Below are 18,249 nucleotides of genomic sequence, written 5' to 3'. Positions count from 1 at the left end.
TTTCACGCACTCAAAGTTACTTTATTTCTTCGCAATCCCGGACGGAAAACCGTTTCACACTTTTCCTGGGATTGCTTTCAATGACGCATTCATTCGTTTTTGAATGAATAACTATTCCCAAAAGCGCTGTTTACACATTTCCAGACTGGCGCTATCGAATGCGACCGCACAAGATTCCGGAGGGAACATGCCAGTCTCGACGCCGAAGGGCAACACGCCAGAACGCACACCCACAGCCAGTGAGAAAGAAGCGCTCGACTTTCACGCGCAGGGCCGTCCCGGCAAGCTGGAAATCAACCCCACCAAGCCCATGACCACGCAGCGCGACCTGTCGCTGGCCTATTCGCCGGGCGTCGCCGTGCCGGTGAAAGCCATCGCGGAAGATGCCGCGCGCGCCTATGACTATACGGCCAAGGGCAATCTCGTCGCCGTCATTTCCAACGGCACTGCCATTCTCGGCCTCGGCAATCTCGGCGCACTGGCGTCGAAGCCGGTCATGGAAGGCAAGGCCGTTCTGTTCAAGCGCTTTGCCGACGTCGATTCCATCGACCTTGAAGTCGACACCACCGATATCGACGCCTTCATCAACGCCGTGCGCTATCTCGGCCCGTCCTTCGGCGGCATCAATCTGGAAGACATCAAGGCGCCTGACTGCTTCATCATCGAGCAGCGCCTGCGCGAACTGATGGACATTCCGGTTTTCCACGACGACCAGCATGGCACCGCGATCATCGCCGCCGCCGGTCTGATCAATTCGCTGCATCTGACTGGGCGCGACATGAAGACGACCAAACTCGTCTGCAATGGCGCGGGTTCGGCGGGCATCGCCTGTATCGAACTGATCAAGGCCATGGGCTTTGCGCCGGAAAACATTATCCTGTGCGACACCAAGGGCGTCGTGTATCAGGGCCGTGAAGAAGGCATGAACCAGTGGAAATCGGCGCATGCGGTGAAGACCGACCGTCGTTCGCTGACTGACGCCCTGAAGGATGCCGATGTGTTCTTCGGCCTCTCCGCCAAGGGCGCGCTGACCGAAGAAATGGTGCGCGCCATGGCGCCAAACCCGATCATCTTCGCGATGGCCAATCCCGACCCGGAAATCACCCCGGAAGAAGTCGCCCGCATTCGCGATGATGCCATCGTCGCCACCGGTCGCTCGGACTATCCGAACCAAGTCAACAATGTGCTTGGCTTCCCCTATATTTTCCGCGGCGCTCTCGATGTGCGTGCCACGACGATCAACGATGCGATGAAGATCGCCGCCGTCAATGCGCTGGCCGAACTTGCCCGCGAAGATGTGCCGGACGATGTGGTCGCCGCCTATCAGGGCAGCCGTCCGCGCTTCGGCCCGAGCTACATCATTCCGGTGCCATTCGATCCGCGTCTGCTCGCCTCAGTTTCCGCAGCCGTTGCCAAGGCCGCGATTGAAACCGGCGTTGCCGGTCACATCATCACCGACATCGAAGGGTACAAGCGCGAATTGTCGGCGCGTCGCGACCCGATCGCCTCGACGCTGCGCGGCATTTACGAGCGCGTGCGCCGCCAGCCAAAGCGCATCGTCTTCGCCGAAGGTGAAGAAGAACAGGTCATGCGCGCCGCCGTTTCCTATGTGAGCCAGGGGCTGGGCACAGCCATTCTCGTCGGTCGCGACGAGCGCATCAAGGAAACCGCAAAAGCCGCCGGTATGGATATTGAGCGCCCCGGTATCGAGGTCATCAATGCGCGTCTGTCCAGCCGCAATTCGGCCTATGCCGACTATCTCTATGAGAAATTGCAGCGCAAGGGCTATCTGACCCGCGATTGCCATCGCCTCATCAACAATGACCGCAATCATTTTGCGGCCTGCATGGTGGCACTGGGCGATGCCGACGGTATGGTGACGGGCGTGACCCGCAATTATGCTACCGGCCTCGACGATGTGCGCCGTGTGGTCGATTCCAAGCCGGGCCATCGCGTGGTTGGTGTTTCCATCGCGCTCTGCCGTGGTCGTACCGTGTTCATCGCGGATACCGCCGTGCACGAGAAGCCAACAGCAGACGAGCTTGCCGATATTGCGGTGGAAGCAGCAGGCATGGCGCGCCGCATGGGCTATGTTCCGCGCGTTGCACTCACCGCCTTCTCGACCTTCGGCCATATGGGCGGCGAAACCTCTGCCCGTATTCAGGAAGCAGTGCGCATTCTCCATACCCGTCATGTCGATTTCGAATTCGACGGTGAGATGAGCGCTGATGTGGCCCTGAACCCGAAGCTCATGGAACAATATCCGTTCATCCGCCTGTCGGGCCCGGCCAATGTCATCGTGACCCCGGACAATCACTCGGCATCCATTGCTGCCAATATGCTGCAGGAACTGGGCGGTGCGACCATTATCGGCCCGCTGCTGGTCGGTCTCGACAAGCCGGCACAGATCGTCAGCATCGGAGCCAAGGATTCCGATATCGTCAATATGGCGGCCATCGCCGCCTATAATGCGACGAACTAAATATTAGAAATGATGCATGAGAAGGCCGGGGAAACCCGGCCTTTGCTTTTGCATATTCATCCTGTTTAAAAGCGGTTATACGTTATCGCCGTCACCGCAATTCCTTTCCCGAAAAGCCGGACCTGCAAGCCGCATGAGCGCACACGACCTGAAGCTGGAAGAGATCGTCAATCCCGATACGCTCCGTCGCAAGCTCAACGAGCTGGCGGATTCGACTGACGAAAGTTACACGAGCCTTCCGGTGCGCAAGGTGGTGTTGCAAGCGCTGAAAGATGCGCTGGTGCGCGGCCGCGCCAATGCGGAAGGCCTGTTGATGAAGGACGGCGGCGGCACGCTCTGCGCGCGTCGCCTCTCCTATCTCATGGACACGCTGATCGAGGTGCTGTTCGAATTTGCGACCACCAAGGTCTATCCGATGGTCAATCCGTCCAAGGCGGAAAACATGGCCATCGTCGCGGTCGGCGGCTACGGACGCAACGGACTGGCGCCGGGTTCCGATATCGATCTCCTGTTCCTGCTGCCTTACAAGCAGACCCCATGGGGTGAGCAGGTTGTCGAATATATGCTCTACATGCTGTGGGACATGGGGCTGAAAGTCGGCCACTCCACGCGCAATATCGATGAATGCATCCGCCTGTCGCGCGAAGACATGACGATCCGCACCGCCATTCTCGATGCGCGTTTTCTCACCGGCAACAAGGATTTGTTCACCGCGCTCGTCACCCGCTTCGACGAGGAAATCGTCAAGGATACCGGGCCGGAATTCATCCAGGCCAAGCTTGCCGAGCGCGACGAACGCCACCGCAAGGCAGGCGAGACGCGCTATCTGGTGGAGCCGAATGTCAAGGAAGGCAAAGGCGGCCAGCGCGACCTGCATACGCTGTTCTGGATCGCCAAATATTTCTACCGCGTCAAAACCAAGGAAGAGCTGGTCAAGCTCGGCGTGCTGTCGCGTGCCGAATTGCGCATCTTCAACAAGGCGGAAGATTTTCTCTGGGCCGTGCGCTGCCACATGCATTTTGCGACACTGAAAGCGGAAGAGCGCCTCTCCTTCGACATTCAGCAGGAAATTGCCCAGCGGCTCGGCTATACCGCGCATCCCGGCCAGAACCATGTCGAACGATTCATGAAGCACTACTTCCTCGTGGCGAAGGATGTGGGCGACCTGACCCGCATCATCTGCGCCGCACTCGAGGAGCAGCAGGCCAAGCACGTGCCGGGCTTCAACCGCATTTTCCTCACCTTTTCGCGCCGCAAGCGCAAGCTTTCGACGGATGGCTATTTCGTCTCCGAAAATCATCGCATCAACACGGCGCACCCCGACGTGTTTTCGGAAGACCCGGTCAATATCATCCGCATCTTCCAGCTGGCCGACAAGCATGGGCTGGAATTTCACCCGGAAGCGATGCAGCAGCTCACCCGCTCGCTGAAACTCATCAATGGCGATCTGCGTGAGAACCCCGAAGCCAACAAGCTTTTCCTCGACGTTCTGACATCGCCGCGCAATCCCGAACTGATCCTGCGCCGCATGAACGAATCCGGCGTGCTCGGCAAGTTCATTCCGGATTTCGGCAAGATCGTCGCCATGATGCAGTTCAACATGTATCACCACTATACGGTGGACGAGCATCTGCTGCGCTGCATTGCCGTTCTGTCGGAAATCGAGCATGGCGAACTGGAAAACGAGCATCCGCTTTCCAACCATCTTATCACGACGATCAAGCGTGACCGTAACCTGCTCTATGTGGCGCTTCTCCTGCACGATATCGCCAAGGGACGCCCGGAAGATCATTCGATTGCCGGCGCCCGCATTGCCCGCAGGCTTTGCCCGCGCTTCGGCCTCACCCCTTCCGAGACGGAGACGGTGGAATGGCTGGTGCGCGAGCATCTGACCATGAGCATGGTGGCCCAGTCGCGCGATCTCAACGACCGCAAGACGATCATCGACTTTGGCGATACGGTGCAGACGATGGAACGGCTGAAGCTGCTGCTGATCCTGACCGTTTGCGATATCAAGGCGGTCGGCCCCGGCGTCTGGAACGGCTGGAAGGGCCAGCTTCTGCGCACGCTTTTCTATGAAACCGAACTGGTGCTGACCGGCGGCTTCTCCGAGCTTTCGCGCGCCGACCGCGACCGGCAAGCCCGTGAAGCGCTGGCCGAAAAGCTTTCCGACTGGCCGGCTGCCGAGCGCGACGCCTATCTCGGCCTGCATTACATCAACTATTTCCTGACCGTCAGCCTCGACGATCAGGTGCGCCATGCGCATTTCATCCGCGAAGCCGACCGGGAAGGTCGCGCGCTTGCCACCATGGCCAAGCCGCAGAGCTTCGAGGCCGTGACGGAAATCACCGTTCTGGCGCCCGATCACCCGCGCCTCTTGTCGATCATCACCGGCGCTTGTGCTGCCGCAGGCGGCAACATTGTCGACGCACAAATCTTCACCACCGGTGACGGACGTGCGCTCGATACGATCCTTATCAGCCGTGAATTCGATCTGGACGAGGACGAGCGTCGCCGCGCCGAACGCGTGGGCAAGGTGATCGAAGACGTACTTTCCGGCAAGGCGCATCTGCCCGATGTGTTGGCGAAGCGCACCAAGCCGAAAAAGAACGCCAAGGCTTTCACGGTGGAACCGCGTGTCGAGATCAACAACACGCTGTCGAACAAGTTCTCGGTCATCGAAGTGGAAGGTCTGGACCGTCCCGGCCTGTTGTCGGAACTGACCGGCCTTATTTCTGACCTGTCTCTGGATATTGCTTCGGCGCATATCACGACCTTCGGTGAAAAGGTCATCGACAGTTTTTATGTAACGGACCTCGTCGGTCACAAGATTTCCAACGCCACCCGCCAGGGCAATATCCGGCGCAAGGTTCTTGCACTGCTCAGCGGCGAAAACGGCAGCAAGGCCAATGGCCGCTCGTCGCAGGCTGCAGCATAAGTTAGGTTTCTCAAAAGCATGAGTCTGGTCAAAAAGTTCGCCACAGTGGCATCCGGCACGCTGATGAGCCGCATATTCGGCTTCACACGCGAGATGTTCATGGCGGCCGCGCTCGGCACCGGCCCAGTGGCCGATGCCTTCAACGCAGCATTCCGCTTTCCGAACACGTTCCGGAGATTGTTTGCCGAAGGCGCATTCAACTCCGCTTTCGTGCCGCTTTTCGCCAAGGAAATCGAAAAGAACGGCATGGACGGCGCCCGCCGCTTCTCCGAAGAAGTGTTCGGCGTGTTGTTCACGGTGCTGCTGTTCATCACCATCGTGATGGAACTTTCGATGCCCTTTATCGTGCGCACCGTCATTGCGCCGGGCTTCATGGACGATCCGGTCAAGTTCGACAATACGGTGCGGCTCGCCACCATCATGTTCCCCTATCTCGCCTGCATGTCGCTGGCGGCCATGATGGGCGGCATGCTCAATTCACTCCACCGCTATTTTGCAGCGGCGATTGCGCCGGTTTTCCTCAACATCATCCTGATCGGCGTGCTGGCGCTTGCCTGGTGGCGCGGCTATGACGCGCTGGCGGTCGGCTATGGCCTGTCCTGGGGCGTGATGGCGGCAGGTCTGGTGCAGCTTGCCATCGTCTGGCTCGCCGTGCGCAATGCGGGCATCAAGATCGGCTTCCGCCGCCCGCGCCTGACGTCCAACGTCAAGCGACTGCTGGTGCTGGCGCTGCCTGCCGCGATCACTGGCGGCATCACACAGATCAACCTGCTCATCAACACCAATATCGCTTCCGGCATGGAAGGCGCTGTTTCCTCGCTGGTCTATGCCGACCGCATCTATCAGCTGCCGCTCGGCGTGGTGGGCATTGCGGTTGCCACCGTGTTGTTGCCGGAACTGTCGCGCGCCTTGCGTGGTGGCCACATGAAGGAAGCCTCGAACCTGCAAAACCGCTCGGTCGAGTTCACGTTGTTTCTTACGCTTCCCGCAGCAGCAGCGCTTCTCGTCATGTCGGAACCCATCGTGCGGCTTTTGTTCGAACGCGGCAAATTCAGCCCGGATTCCACAATCGTGGTTTCCAACATTCTGGCGATTTACGGTCTCGGCCTGCCCGCTTTCGTGCTGATCAAGGCGTTCATTCCGGGCTTCTTTGCCCGCGAGGATACGCGCACGCCGATGATCTTCGCGGCCATTTCCGTTGCTGTGAACGTGTCGCTTGCCGTCACGCTGTTCCCGCGCCTCGGCCCGACCGGCATCGCCACGGCAGAAATCGTGGCTGGCTGGGTCAATGCCGTTCTGCTGTTTGCAACGCTGGTGAAGCGCGGCCATTGGGGGCAGGATATTCCACTTCTCACCCGCATTCCGCGCCTGTTGATCGCGGCGGGCGTAATGGCATTCGGCATTCATTATGCCATCGGCCATTTCGCCTATGAGCTTTCTTCCGCCGCTCCCTTTGCGGTTCGGGCCGGTACGGTCTGCGCCATGGTGCTGGCCGCGATGATCGTCTATTTCGGCCTCGCCTTCGGTCTCGGCGGTGCAAATACCGGCATGATCCGTCGCAATGTCAAACGCGGCGCGGTCAAGAAGGAGCCTGAAAGTGACGCATAATTGTCCTTGAAAGGCGATTGTGCCTCTGCGAAAAGACCTGCGTTCAAAAATTCCTTCGCTCTCCACCGGCGAAGGCCAACATCAGGATTTTATCATGAGCACGTTCAAACCGCTTATCTTCTCCGGCGTCCAACCGACCGGAAATCTTCACCTCGGCAATTATCTGGGGGCGATCAAGCGGTGGGTCGAGGTCCAGAAGACCGAAGAATGCATCTATTGTGTCGTGGACATGCACGCGCTGACCGTGTCGCCCGACCCGGCTGAACTGCTGCAATCCACGCGCGAAGTGACGGCGGCGTTTCTGGCTTCGGGCATTGATCCGAAGAAGAGCATCGTCTTCAACCAGAGCCGCGTCATGCAGCATGCGGAACTCGCCTGGGTGTTCAACTGCATTGCGCGCATCGGCTGGATGAGCCGCATGACGCAGTTCAAGGACAAGGCCGGCAAGGACCGCGAAAATGCTTCGCTTGGCCTCTTTGCCTATCCGAGCCTGATGGCTGCCGACATTCTGCTTTATCGCGCCACCGCCGTGCCGGTTGGCGAAGACCAGAAGCAACACCTCGAACTCACACGCGATATCGCGCAGAAGTTCAACAACGACTATTCCGACCGTATCGCATCGCTTGGTATCGGCGTGGATATGCAGGTGGGCGACGAGAAGGTTTCGGGCTTCTTCCCGCTGACCGAGCCGATGATTTCGGGTCCGGCCATGCGCATCATGTCGCTGCGCGACGGCACCAAGAAAATGTCGAAATCTGATCCGTCTGACCTGTCACGCATCAATCTGATCGATGACGAAGACACGATTACCAAGAAGATCCGCAAGGCAAAGACCGATTCTGATGGCCTGCCGTCGGAACTGGACGGTCTGTCCGGTCGCCCGGAAGCGGACAATCTGGTCGGCATCTATGCGGCTCTCGCTTCACAGTCGAAGGAAGATATCCTCGGCGAATTCGGCGGACGACAGTTCTCGGAATTCAAGGCGGCATTGGCCGAGCTGGCTGTGACCAAGCTTTCGCCGATCACCCATGAAATGCGCCGTCTGGTGGCTGATCCGGCCCATATCGACAGCGTTCTGCGTGATGGCGGCGAGCGCGCAGGCGTTCTCGCCGAGAAGACCATGCGCGATGTGCGCGACATCATCGGCTGGTTGCAGAACTGATTTTCAATGCCGACAATTAGGGCGACCGCTTTTTTGCGGTCGCCCTTATCTTCATTTTCGCTTTGACGCACATCTTATCCGAAAACCGTTTCACACTTTTCGGGATGCGCTTAGAAAAAACGCCTGTCGTTTACGGTCACAGCAAACAATGCTGGCTTGCGGGCGGCCAATCCTGATGGCAAATTGCGCCCATGGTATCAAAACGACTGAGCCGGGAATCCGGTCACCGACGCAAATTTCTAGCCGTCATCGACGAAACACCTGAATGCGGGCGCGCCGTCGCCTATGCCGCACGCCGTGCCAAAAACACGAGCGGCTCGCTTATTCTGCTATTCGTTATCGATGACTCCGATTTCCAGCAAATTTTGGGCGTCGGCGAAATCATGCGGTCCGAAGCGCAGGATCGAGCACGGTCCGCGTTGGAAAAATTCGCCGCTGTTGTGCGCGAAGATCAGGGCATCGAACCCGAACTGAGCATCCGTGAGGGCCAGACAGCCGAAGAGCTGCTCAGCCTGATCGAGGAGGATCAGGATATCGCTATTCTGGTTCTTGCTGCCGGTTCCGGCAAGGAAGGCCCCGGCCCTCTTGTTCAATCGCTCGCTGGCCGCGCGCAGTTTCCCATCCCCGTCACCGTGGTTCCCGCAGGGTTGACCGATGACGACATTGATGCGGTGACCTGACACAACAGTTGCATTCTTCGTGATGTCGGGCTGCAAAGAGCAATTACCCGCGCTCTGGTGCTCGAAAATCACTCTTTCGCCACGGCCTGACGAATTTGCAACCGTCGTGCAATCACCCTATATTGATAGTAACTGAAACGCGTCTGAGAGCGATAGCCCTTGTTTCCGCGCGGTTTCGCGATTATTAGAACAGTTCCAAAATTGAAAGCGGAGAACTGGCATGTTCATCCAGACTGAAACCACGCCCAATCCGGCGACCCTGAAGTTTCTGCCCGGCAAGGTGGTCATGCCGGAAGGCACCGCCGATTTCCGCGATGCTGCCACCGCAGGCAACACGTCGCCGCTGGCGGCCAAACTGTTCGCCGTTCCTGGCGTCACCGGCGTTTTCTTCGGCTATGATTTCATCACCGTCACCAAGGACGATGGTGAATGGCAGCACCTGAAGCCTGCGATCCTCGGCACGATCATGGAACATTTCATGTCGGGCGCTTCGGCAATGGCTGGCAATGCCAATGCAGATGCCGCCGCCGCGCATGGTGATGAAGAATTCTTCGATGAAGCCGATACCGAGATCGTTGAAACCATTAAGGAACTGATTGAAACCCGCGTTCGCCCTGCCGTTGCGCAGGATGGCGGCGACATCACCTTCCGTGGTTTCGAAAACGGCACCGTTTTCCTCAACATGAAGGGCGCATGCTCCGGCTGCCCGTCGTCGACCGCAACGCTGAAGCACGGCATCCAGAACCTGCTCCGTCACTTCGTGCCGGAAGTCCAGCAGGTTGAGCAGATCTGATCGATCTCAAAACTGAAAATTCAGGAAAGACGCCGGATCATCAGTCCGGCGTTTTTTTATGGAACGTCGCTGCGGGAGCAATCCAGACACCGCCGATAGCGGGGCTTGAAGCATATCGTATATTAAGTAAAAACGATATCGCGGCACTTATCATGTACCAAACTATGGCGATTGCGACGCCACAGAAAAAGTATAAATTCATCAATGTTTCAAGTCCGCTATATAAAACGCGAACTACATTGCTCTGAAAATAAACTTTAAGTTATTTAAGAATAATTTCGGCGATACACGATCACCACTTTAATGTCGTGTATCGCCGATATTGCATCGATTACTGCTTCACGATCACCTTTGCGCCCTGTTCGGCGCGATCATAGAGATCGATGATGTCCTGATTCATCAGACGGATGCAGCCCGACGACATGGCCTTGCCGATGGTCCACCATTCCGGCGTTCCGTGCAGACGATAGCCAGTGTCACCACCCTTGTTGAACAGATAGAGTGCACGTGCGCCGAGCGGGTTCTTGAGACCCGGATCCATGCCATTGCGGAACTTTGCCAGTTCGGGCTGACGCTTGATCATTTCGGATGGCGGCGTCCAAGTCGGCCACTCGCGCTTCATGGCAACACGGGCCGTGCCCGACCAGCCAAAGCCCTCGCGTCCAACGCCGATGCCATAGCGCATCGCCTTGCCGTCCGGCATAACATAATAGAGGAATTTTTCGGGAGTATCGACGATGATCGTGCCAGGGGCCTCATCGGTCTGATACTTCACGATCTGGCGACGATACTGCGATGGTATCTTTTCGCTCGGAATAGCAGGAACAACATAGCCAGCATCGGTGACCGACGAGTAAGAGGCCGTGTAGAACGTTCCGCCGACAGTAGAGCAGCCAGCAAGTGCGCCTGCGAGAAAAAGTGCCGTCGTCAGCTTAAGGACGCGAGAATTCATGCATTCCCCCAAGGTAGAATCAAATGTGCCGTCAAAAGGAGCGAATCGCCCATTCATGCTTGAAGATGCGGCAGTATTGTTAACTGTGCGTTAACCGTAAATTGAAAAGTTCTTTATTAGGCCATTTTTTTGCCTTCTTTGGCCTTGTTTTACCCGCGAATACTCGAAAAACACCACAAAGAATCGCGTGTTTTCAGTTGTTTCGCCCTGCAACCGCACGCAAAATGCGGCCATGCCAATCGTGATTCCCAACCAGACCCATCCCCTGTCCGACGGACGGCAATCAGACAACGCCATGCTTGTGCGCCGTGGTGTGCAGCGCCTGTTTCTGGATATGGGGCTTGCGACCTTGCCCGAACTGCCGCTTGCATCGGGCCGCCGCGCCGACCTCATCGCGGTCAGCCGCAAGGGTGAAATCTGGATTGTCGAGATCAAATCATCGATCGAGGACTGGAAGGCCGACCGCAAATGGCCGGAATATCGCGACTATTGCGACCGGCTGTTTTTCGCTACCCACCCGGCGGTACCGCGCGAGATATTTCCGGAGGAATGCGGCTTCATTCTCTCGGACGGCTATGGCGCAGAAATCCTGCGCGATGCGCCTGAACACAAGCTGGCGGGCGCTACACGCAAGGCGCTGATGCTTCGCTTTGCCCGCGCAGGCGCGGCGCGCCTGACCTATGCAGAGCTTTCCGGATTGGACATGCCGGGCGGTGATTTTTAAAGCGCATCCCGAAAAGTGTGAAACGGTTTTCGGGATGCGCTCTAAACAAACGAAAGCGGGGAAACCGATGTGGTTTCCCCACTCTCAAATGTCTGTTTTGCCTGTTACTGGCGCGAACGGCTGCGGCTGATCGCGATGATTGCGACAAGCGAAATCAGCACCGTCACCAGCAGATAGGCCGCCACCGCATGCCAGCTGCCTTCATATTTGGCGAGCAGCCAGGTGGCGATCAGCGGAGCGGTACCGCCCGCCAAAGCAGCACCCAGCTGATAACCGAGCGTGATGCCGGTATAGCGCACCTTGGTGGCAAAGATTTCCGACGACAGCGTGCCCAGAACGGCAGTGATCGGCGACCAGAGAACACCGAAGCTGATGACCGTTGCCAGGGTCAGGCCCCAGACGGTCTTGGTGTCGAGCAGCATGAAATAGGGAATGATGAACAGGCCGAGCAGCACGCAGCCAACGACATAAACCGTCTTGCGGCCCACATAGTCGGAAACGAGACCCATGGTCGGGATCAGAACCGAAGCGACCAGAGCACCGATCATCACGGCATTCAGCGCGGCGCTCTTGTCGAAGCCGAGCGTGCTCACCGCATAGCTGACCACGAAGGTGGAGAAGATATAGAACGGTGCGGTTTCCACCACCTTCAGGCCAGCGGCGATCAGCACTTCGCGCCAATGGTTCTGGAGCGTTTCAACCAGCGGCATCTTGGCGACATTGCCGCTTTCCTTCGCCTGCTTGAACTCCGGCGTTTCGTCGAGACCGTTACGGATCCACAGACCGAGGAAAACCAGACCGGCGCTCAGCACGAAGGGAACGCGCCAACCCCATGCCATGAAGGATTCATCCGGCAAGGTCACCATCAGGCTGACCGAAAGCGTGGCCAGCAACATGCCGATGGTCACACCGACCTGCGGAACACTGCCGAAGAAGCCCTTGCGGTTGGCGGGCGCATATTCATAAGCGAGAAGCAAAGCACCGCCCCACTCGCCGCCAATGCCAAGTCCCTGCACCATGCGCAGCAGGATCAGCAGAATGGGAGCCCAGACGCCAATATGCTCATAGGTCGGCAGCAAGCCGATGAGAACGGTTGCGCCACCCATCAACGACAGCGTGATGACCAGTGTCTTCTTGCGACCGATGCGGTCACCGATATGCGCGAAAATCACGCCGCCCAGCGGACGGATGAAGAAGGTCAGCGAAAACGACAGATAAGACAGCATCAACCCGACGACGGGGTCGAAATTAGGAAAGAACAGCTTGTTGAAAACAAGTGCGGCTGCGGTGCCGTAGAGAAAATAATCGAACCATTCGATAGAACTGCCAGTCAAACTGGCGATAAGCGCACGCCGGCGAGCGGCCGCGCTTGAAGATGCATCAATATGAGCAGTCATGTGTTGCCTTGAATGTTAGATAGCGCATTCGGGCGCAAGAGAATTAGGCCTGCGGCTCTAAAAGCGCAGTATTCTCCTCCGAATAGCCTTAGAGCGATTTCAGAACCGCTCTAACTGTTTGTTTTTGTAGCACATCTTATCCGAAAACCGTTTCACACTTTTCGAGATGTGCTCTAGTTGCCTTATTATTATAGATTTTTATATTCAACTTTAGATCAATTCCCTAGGAATGACACATAATGCAGTGAAAACACCTCAAAACTCTCAGTAAATAAAAAAATCCAGCAAAACCATCTGGCTTTACTGGATTTTTCACCAAGTTAAGAAACTACTAAACTTTCAGTACAAGCCGCCAAAAGCCGGATTGCTTCCCGTCATGCTCAGCGCGGGGCGCGCTTGGCGAGAATGCGCTGCAAGGTGCGACGATGCATGTTGAGGCGGCGTGCGGTTTCGGAAACATTGCGCTCGCACATTTCGTAAACGCGCTGGATATGCTCCCAGCGGACACGATCGGCGGACATCGGGTTTTCCGGCGGCGCGACCTTCTCGCCCGGACGGCGGGTCAGAGCCGCGAAGACTTCATCGGCATCGGCTGGCTTCGACAGATAATCAATGGCGCCGAGCTTCACCGCATTCACAGCGGTCGCGATATTGCCGTAACCGGTGAGAACGATGGCGCGCGTATCGGAACGGCGCAGGCGAATGGCTTCGATGACGTCGAGACCGTTGCCATCTCCCAGCCGCATATCCACCACGGCATAGGCGGGTACTGCTGCCTTGGCGGCGGCGATACCTTCTTCAACCGATTCCGCTGTGGTCACCTGAAAGCCTCGGCTTTCCATAGCGCGGGCCAGGCGTTGCAAGAAAGGTTTGTCGTCATCAACCAGAAGAAGGGTGGGGTCGTTGCCTATGGCTTCGCTGTCTTCCTGCTTCAAGTCGTCCATCGGGTGCTTCCTGCCTGTATTTTTGATCCCTTATTGATACCCCTGCGTCAAAAAGTCAAATAGCCATTGAATCGTTGAAGCAATTTCTACGGCACTGAATTTTGCGCGAGACTATAAATCATTGTATTTGATTAATAATTCTAAAAGACAACACAAGAAGTTGAGCAAAAACAAATTTGAAAAGAGGTTTCGCGTTACACCCGGGTGAAGGTTGAACGCGCCCAAACCACTTTGACTTCGGCCCCCTGCCCCGGATTGCTTCGATTACGGAAAGCAATCTGTGCGCCGGAACGCTCCAGCAAGGTTTTTGCAATGAACAACCCGAGACCAAGCCCCCCGCCATTGCGGGTATTGTCGCGGCTGGTCATATAGGGCTCGCCAATGCGGTCAAGGATTTCCGGCTTAAAGCCTTCGCCGTCGTCCTGAATGGTCACGCTGACCTGATTATCCGTCCAGCCCCAGGTGACGCTGACATTGCCGCGTGCGAAATCGACAGCGTTTTCCACCAGATTGCCGAGACCATACAGCAGACCGGGATTGCGCCGCGTGACCGGCTCCGGCTTTGGCCCTTCCACTTTCTGCACATCAATGACCACACCGAAATTGCGGTGCGGTGCAATCACCTCCTCAATCAGCGAAGAGAGCGGCAAGCGCGACATGTGCTCCTCGTTCTCCGAGGAGAGGCTGGTCAGTCTTTGCAGGATTTCGCGGCAGCGCTGGGTCTGCGAATGCAACAGCGCAATATCTTCCCCAAGCCCCGTATCAACCGGATTTTTGGCATAGGAACGCTGCATTTCCTTCACCACCAGCGCAATGGTGGCAAGTGGCGTTCCCAACTCGTGAGCGGCAGCAGCGGCGAGACCATCGAGAGCCGTCAGATGCTGTTCACGCTGGAGAATGAGTTCCGCAGCGCTCAAAGCATCCCCCAGCTGGCGCGCTTCTTCCGCGATGCGATAGGCATAGACGCCGGTAAAGCCCAGCGCCGATGTGATGGCGCACCAGATACCAATCACAAACAGGAAAGGCAGGTTCAGCTCTTCGCCCGGATACCAGGGCAGCGGTTCATGCCGGATGGAAAGCACGGAAGTGCAGGCCACGACCAGCAGAGCCAGCGTCAGCGTATGCCGGGCGGACAGCGACGTAGCCGAAATGATGACCGGCACGATCATCAAGATGACGAAGGGGTTTTGCAGCCCGCCGGTGAGGTAAAGCAGGCCCGCCAGTTGCAGAATATCGAAGGCCAGCACGAGGCTGGCCGCTTCCGGGTTCAGCCGATGATTGGTCGGGAAGCGAAAGGCCAGATAGAGATTGAGCCAGGCCGAGCAGGCAATCAGTGCAAAACAAATACCGACTGCAAACGGAAATTGCAGATAAAGCGCCACCAGCATGACGGCTGCCGTCTGCCCGGCGATGGCAAGCCAGCGCACGCGAACCAGCGTGGTCAATCGCGGACGACGCGAAAGATTGGAAGCGCGATTCTCGAATTCTGCGTGCATGTTCTGCTGTCCCTCTATCCTGCCCCTTATGGGGCAAGCGGAGACAGGAATGCAAGCGGAACTGCGTTATCCGGTCGCAGGTGGTTAATGCATGTTTTGCTGGAAATGCTCTATGTCCCGCGTGGCTTTGCTCGGCGTGTTGCTTCCGCATTGGCCGGATCTTCCGGCCAGACATGTTTGGGATAGCGCCCACGCATGTCGGACCGGACATCAGCCCATGATCCTTTCCAGAAACCCGGCAGATCGCGGGTGATCTGGATCGGGCGATGGGCTGGCGACAGGAGTTCCAGCAACAATGGTACCTCGCCATTGGCGATGGACGGATGCTGGCCCAGACCGAACAATTCCTGCACGCGGACCGCGAGCACCGGTTCTTCGGCATCGTAGCGGATCGGAATATGCGAGCCAGTCGGCACGGTGAAATGCGTCGGCGCGAGTTGATCCACACTGCGCTGGAGATCGAAGGGCACAAGGCTCATCAGACCGTTTTTCAACACATGGCCGGGAATCCGGTCGAGCTGCGCTTCGCCGGTCAGGAAGGGCAGCAGCCAGTCTTCCAATGTCTCCAGCAAATGCTCGTCTTCCATGGATGGCCATGGATCGCCAAGCCCGCGATAAAGCCAGCCAAGACGGCGGCGCAGAATATCGGCTTCCTTGCCCCAGGACAGAATACCAAGCCCATGCTCGCGCACGGCGGCGATCACGCCCTCATCGGCTGCACTTCCCGATGGTGCCGACAGAGGCTTTTCCGAAAGGGCGATGGCACCGATGCGCACGGCTTCACGCGCCCTGAGCGCGTTCCTTTCAGGATCGTAGACAACCTGACGCCCGCTCTCGATCCGGTCGCCAAGGGCGGACCGGATTTCCGCCTCCGATACTTCGGCAGCCGAAAGAACCCGCGCGCGTCCTGCCTTGCCGGACATATCCGCCACGACCAGCCAGGGCGCGCGGCTGAGGCTTATCGCGCTATCCACCTCCCCGCCACGACCATTGGCCAACAGAAACTGCCCGGTCTGGCCACGCGCTCTGGCGATCCGGTCGGGATAGGCGTCGATCAACATGCGACCGATCCCTGATCCTGCGGGCGTACCCTGATTGGGCACATTGGCCGCAAGACGCTTTGCCAGCCCCTTGGCCCTTTGGGCGCGGTCAGAACGATCATTGCGAAAGCGCGAAAAACGCGTGTCGAGATCGGTTTCGTTGCCGCCAAGCCCACGCTCCGTCAAAAGCACAGCCAGTTCGGCAGCCTTTGAGGCTTCGCCGCGCTTGCCCGCCTCGGCCACCATATGGGCAAGACGTGCGGGCAAGGCGAGCTGACGCATGGCTTCGCCGTCGGGGGTCAGACGCCCGGCCTCGTCTAGCGCGCCGAGCCGCCGCAACAAGGTGCGGGCTTCGTTCAGCGCCGGTTTCGGCGGCGCGTCAAGAAAGCTCAGCGTTGTCGGATCGGTCACGCCCCATGCGGCACTGTCGAGCACGAGGCCAGACAGATCCGCCTCCAGAATCTCGGGCGGCGAAAAGGCTGGCAGTGATGCCGTCTGCCCCTGATGCCAGAGACGAATAGCAATACCCGGTTCTGTGCGCCCGGCGCGGCCCGCCCGCTGATCGGCACTGGCACGGGATGTGCGCACGGTTTCCAACCGCGTCAGGCCGGTGGCCGGTTCATATTTCGGCAGACGGGCAAGCCCGCTGTCGATCACCACGCGCACGCCGTCAATCGTGATGGAGGTTTCGGCAATCGAGGTCGCCAGAACCACCTTGCGCTTGCCTTCCGGTGCGGGCTTGATCGCCGCGTCCTGATCGCGGCCTTCCATCGCGCCATAAAGCGGCGCAAGCATCACATGAGCTGGCACACGATCTTCCAGAAGGCGCACCGTGCGCTCGATCTCGCCCTGCCCTGGCAGGAATGCCAGAATACTGCCCATCTCATCCGCCAGCGCATCGCGAATGCTGCGCGCCATTGCGTCTTCCACGCGCTCCTCGGCTTTCCGTTCCCCATAACGAATATCGACGGGGAAAGCCCGGCCCTCGCTTTCGATCACCGGCGCGTCGCCCAGAAGGGCCGCCACACGCGCACCGTCGAGCGTTGCGGACATGACCAGAATTTTCAGATCGTCGCGCAAGGCAGCCTGCACATCAAGCGCCAGCGCCAGCCCGAAATCCGCATCGAGGCTGCGCTCGTGAAACTCGTCGAACAGCACTGCCGCCACGCCCTTGAGGTCGGGATCATCAAGGATCATCCGCGCAAAGACACCCTCAGTGACGACGAGGATTTTCGTCCTGCTCGACACCTTGCTTTCCAGACGCATCCGGTAACCGACTGTTTCGCCCGGCTCCTCGCCCAGAAGCTGCGCCATGCGGCGCGCGGCAGCACGCGCGGCAAGACGCCTCGGCTCCAGAAGCACGATCATGCCAGCGCCGCGCCCATCGCCGCGCCATGTCGCATCCAGCATGTGGATCGGCACCAGCGTGGTCTTGCCCGCACCCGGCGGCGCAACAAGCACCGCGCTTGCATGGGCGTTCATCGCCGCATCCAATTGCGGTAGAATGCGTGTAACGGGAAGATCGGGCAGGCTCGTCAAATGAATTTCCGTAAGATAATGCGTCAGTTCAGTGCTTATCACACAAGGAACAGAGATGATCCATATCCGAAAATCCATTCCGGCTGATGCCCCGGCCCTCACCGAAATCTGGCGAGCCAGCGTGCGCGCCACGCATGACTTTCTGAGCCCCGACGATTTCAATGAACTCGAAAAGCTGGTCGGTGAGCAATATCTGCCGAATGTGGAAGTCGATGTCATTGAAAACGACGGCAAACCTGTCGGCTTCATGGGAATGACCGACAACAATATCGACAGTTTGTTCATTTCGCCCGACCAGCGAGGCAAGGGCATTGGCAAGCATATGATTGCATACGCCAAACAACGCGGCGCGCTGACCGTCGATGTGAACGAGCAGAACACGCAAGGCGTGGGCTTCTATCGCCATCTGGGCTTTGTCGAGACAGGTCGCTCGGAAACCGATGATCAGGGACGCCCTTATCCGCTGCTGCATCTCAAGCTTAAGGCTTAAAATC

General features: G+C 58.0%; 13 protein-coding genes. 8 read left to right on the top strand and 5 right to left on the bottom strand.

From position 1 onward, the window contains the following. Window positions 1–187: 187 nt before the first annotated feature. From ACTJKP_RS02125 to ACTJKP_RS02100, 6 genes are all read left to right on the top strand, one after another. Window positions 188–2,482, top strand: coding sequence for an NADP-dependent malic enzyme (locus ACTJKP_RS02125; protein WP_440629520.1), 2,295 nt, complete (start codon window positions 188–190; stop codon window positions 2,480–2,482). 133 nt (window positions 2,483–2,615) lie between these two features. Beyond that, window positions 2,616–5,420, top strand: a complete 2,805-nt coding sequence (locus tag ACTJKP_RS02120) for a [protein-PII] uridylyltransferase (protein WP_440629519.1) — start codon at window positions 2,616–2,618, stop codon at window positions 5,418–5,420. A gap of 18 nt (window positions 5,421–5,438) precedes the next feature. Then, window positions 5,439–7,028 carry a murein biosynthesis integral membrane protein MurJ gene (murJ, locus tag ACTJKP_RS02115; RefSeq protein WP_078339651.1) on the top strand — a complete coding sequence of 530 codons (1,590 nt, stop codon included), beginning with the start codon at window positions 5,439–5,441 and terminating at the stop codon, window positions 7,026–7,028. Between the two features lie 94 nt (window positions 7,029–7,122). Beyond that, window positions 7,123–8,190, top strand: coding sequence for a tryptophan--tRNA ligase (gene trpS, locus ACTJKP_RS02110; protein WP_078339704.1), 1,068 nt, complete (start codon window positions 7,123–7,125; stop codon window positions 8,188–8,190). Between the two features lie 191 nt (window positions 8,191–8,381). Beyond that, window positions 8,382–8,870 carry a universal stress protein gene (locus ACTJKP_RS02105; RefSeq protein WP_078339652.1) on the top strand — a complete coding sequence of 163 codons (489 nt, stop codon included), beginning with the start codon at window positions 8,382–8,384 and terminating at the stop codon, window positions 8,868–8,870. A 220-nt stretch (window positions 8,871–9,090) separates the two neighbouring features. Continuing rightward, on the top strand, window positions 9,091–9,663 hold the full coding sequence (locus tag ACTJKP_RS02100) for a NifU family protein (RefSeq protein ID WP_113533727.1): 573 nt from the start codon (window positions 9,091–9,093) through the stop codon (window positions 9,661–9,663). 331 nt (window positions 9,664–9,994) lie between these two features. On the opposite strand, the gene ACTJKP_RS02095 is transcribed toward ACTJKP_RS02100, so the two are convergent. After that, the gene (locus ACTJKP_RS02095) at window positions 9,995–10,615 is read right to left on the bottom strand and encodes a L,D-transpeptidase (protein ID WP_078339653.1); all 621 of its coding nucleotides are present in this window, start codon (window positions 10,613–10,615) and stop codon (window positions 9,995–9,997) included. A gap of 232 nt (window positions 10,616–10,847) precedes the next feature. Here ACTJKP_RS02095 and ACTJKP_RS02090 point away from each other — a divergent pair, with 232 nt between their 5' ends. Further along, window positions 10,848–11,339, top strand: a complete 492-nt coding sequence (locus ACTJKP_RS02090) for an MmcB family DNA repair protein (protein WP_078339654.1) — start codon at window positions 10,848–10,850, stop codon at window positions 11,337–11,339. A gap of 104 nt (window positions 11,340–11,443) precedes the next feature. On the opposite strand, the gene ACTJKP_RS02085 is transcribed toward ACTJKP_RS02090, so the two are convergent. The 4 genes from ACTJKP_RS02085 to hrpB all read right to left on the bottom strand — a co-directional run bounded on the left by ACTJKP_RS02085 (window position 11,444) and on the right by hrpB (window position 17,755). Next, window positions 11,444–12,736: an MFS transporter gene (locus ACTJKP_RS02085; protein WP_440629518.1), complete on the bottom strand. Its 1,293-nt coding sequence runs from the start codon at window positions 12,734–12,736 to the stop codon at window positions 11,444–11,446. Between the two features lie 380 nt (window positions 12,737–13,116). After that, window positions 13,117–13,680, bottom strand: a complete 564-nt coding sequence (gene regA, locus ACTJKP_RS02080) for a global response regulator transcription factor RegA (protein WP_440629517.1) — start codon at window positions 13,678–13,680, stop codon at window positions 13,117–13,119. Window positions 13,681–13,874: 194 nt separating this feature from the next. Then, window positions 13,875–15,176, bottom strand: a complete 1,302-nt coding sequence (locus ACTJKP_RS02075) for an ActS/PrrB/RegB family redox-sensitive histidine kinase (RefSeq protein WP_440629516.1) — start codon at window positions 15,174–15,176, stop codon at window positions 13,875–13,877. Between the two features lie 110 nt (window positions 15,177–15,286). After that, window positions 15,287–17,755: an ATP-dependent helicase HrpB gene (hrpB, locus tag ACTJKP_RS02070; protein WP_440629515.1), complete on the bottom strand. Its 2,469-nt coding sequence runs from the start codon at window positions 17,753–17,755 to the stop codon at window positions 15,287–15,289. Window positions 17,756–17,810: 55 nt separating this feature from the next. Here hrpB and ACTJKP_RS02065 point away from each other — a divergent pair, with 55 nt between their 5' ends. Then, on the top strand, window positions 17,811–18,245 hold the full coding sequence (locus ACTJKP_RS02065) for an acetyltransferase (RefSeq protein ID WP_440629514.1): 435 nt from the start codon (window positions 17,811–17,813) through the stop codon (window positions 18,243–18,245). Window positions 18,246–18,249 lie beyond the last annotated feature (4 nt).

Origin of the sequence: Brucella sp. 22210 (genome assembly GCF_052045675.1) — a bacterium.
In the GTDB taxonomy this organism is placed as follows: domain Bacteria; phylum Pseudomonadota; class Alphaproteobacteria; order Rhizobiales; family Rhizobiaceae; genus Brucella.
The sequence above is the reverse complement of the archived record's forward strand: the minus strand, read 5'-3'. Positions and strand labels throughout refer to the sequence as shown.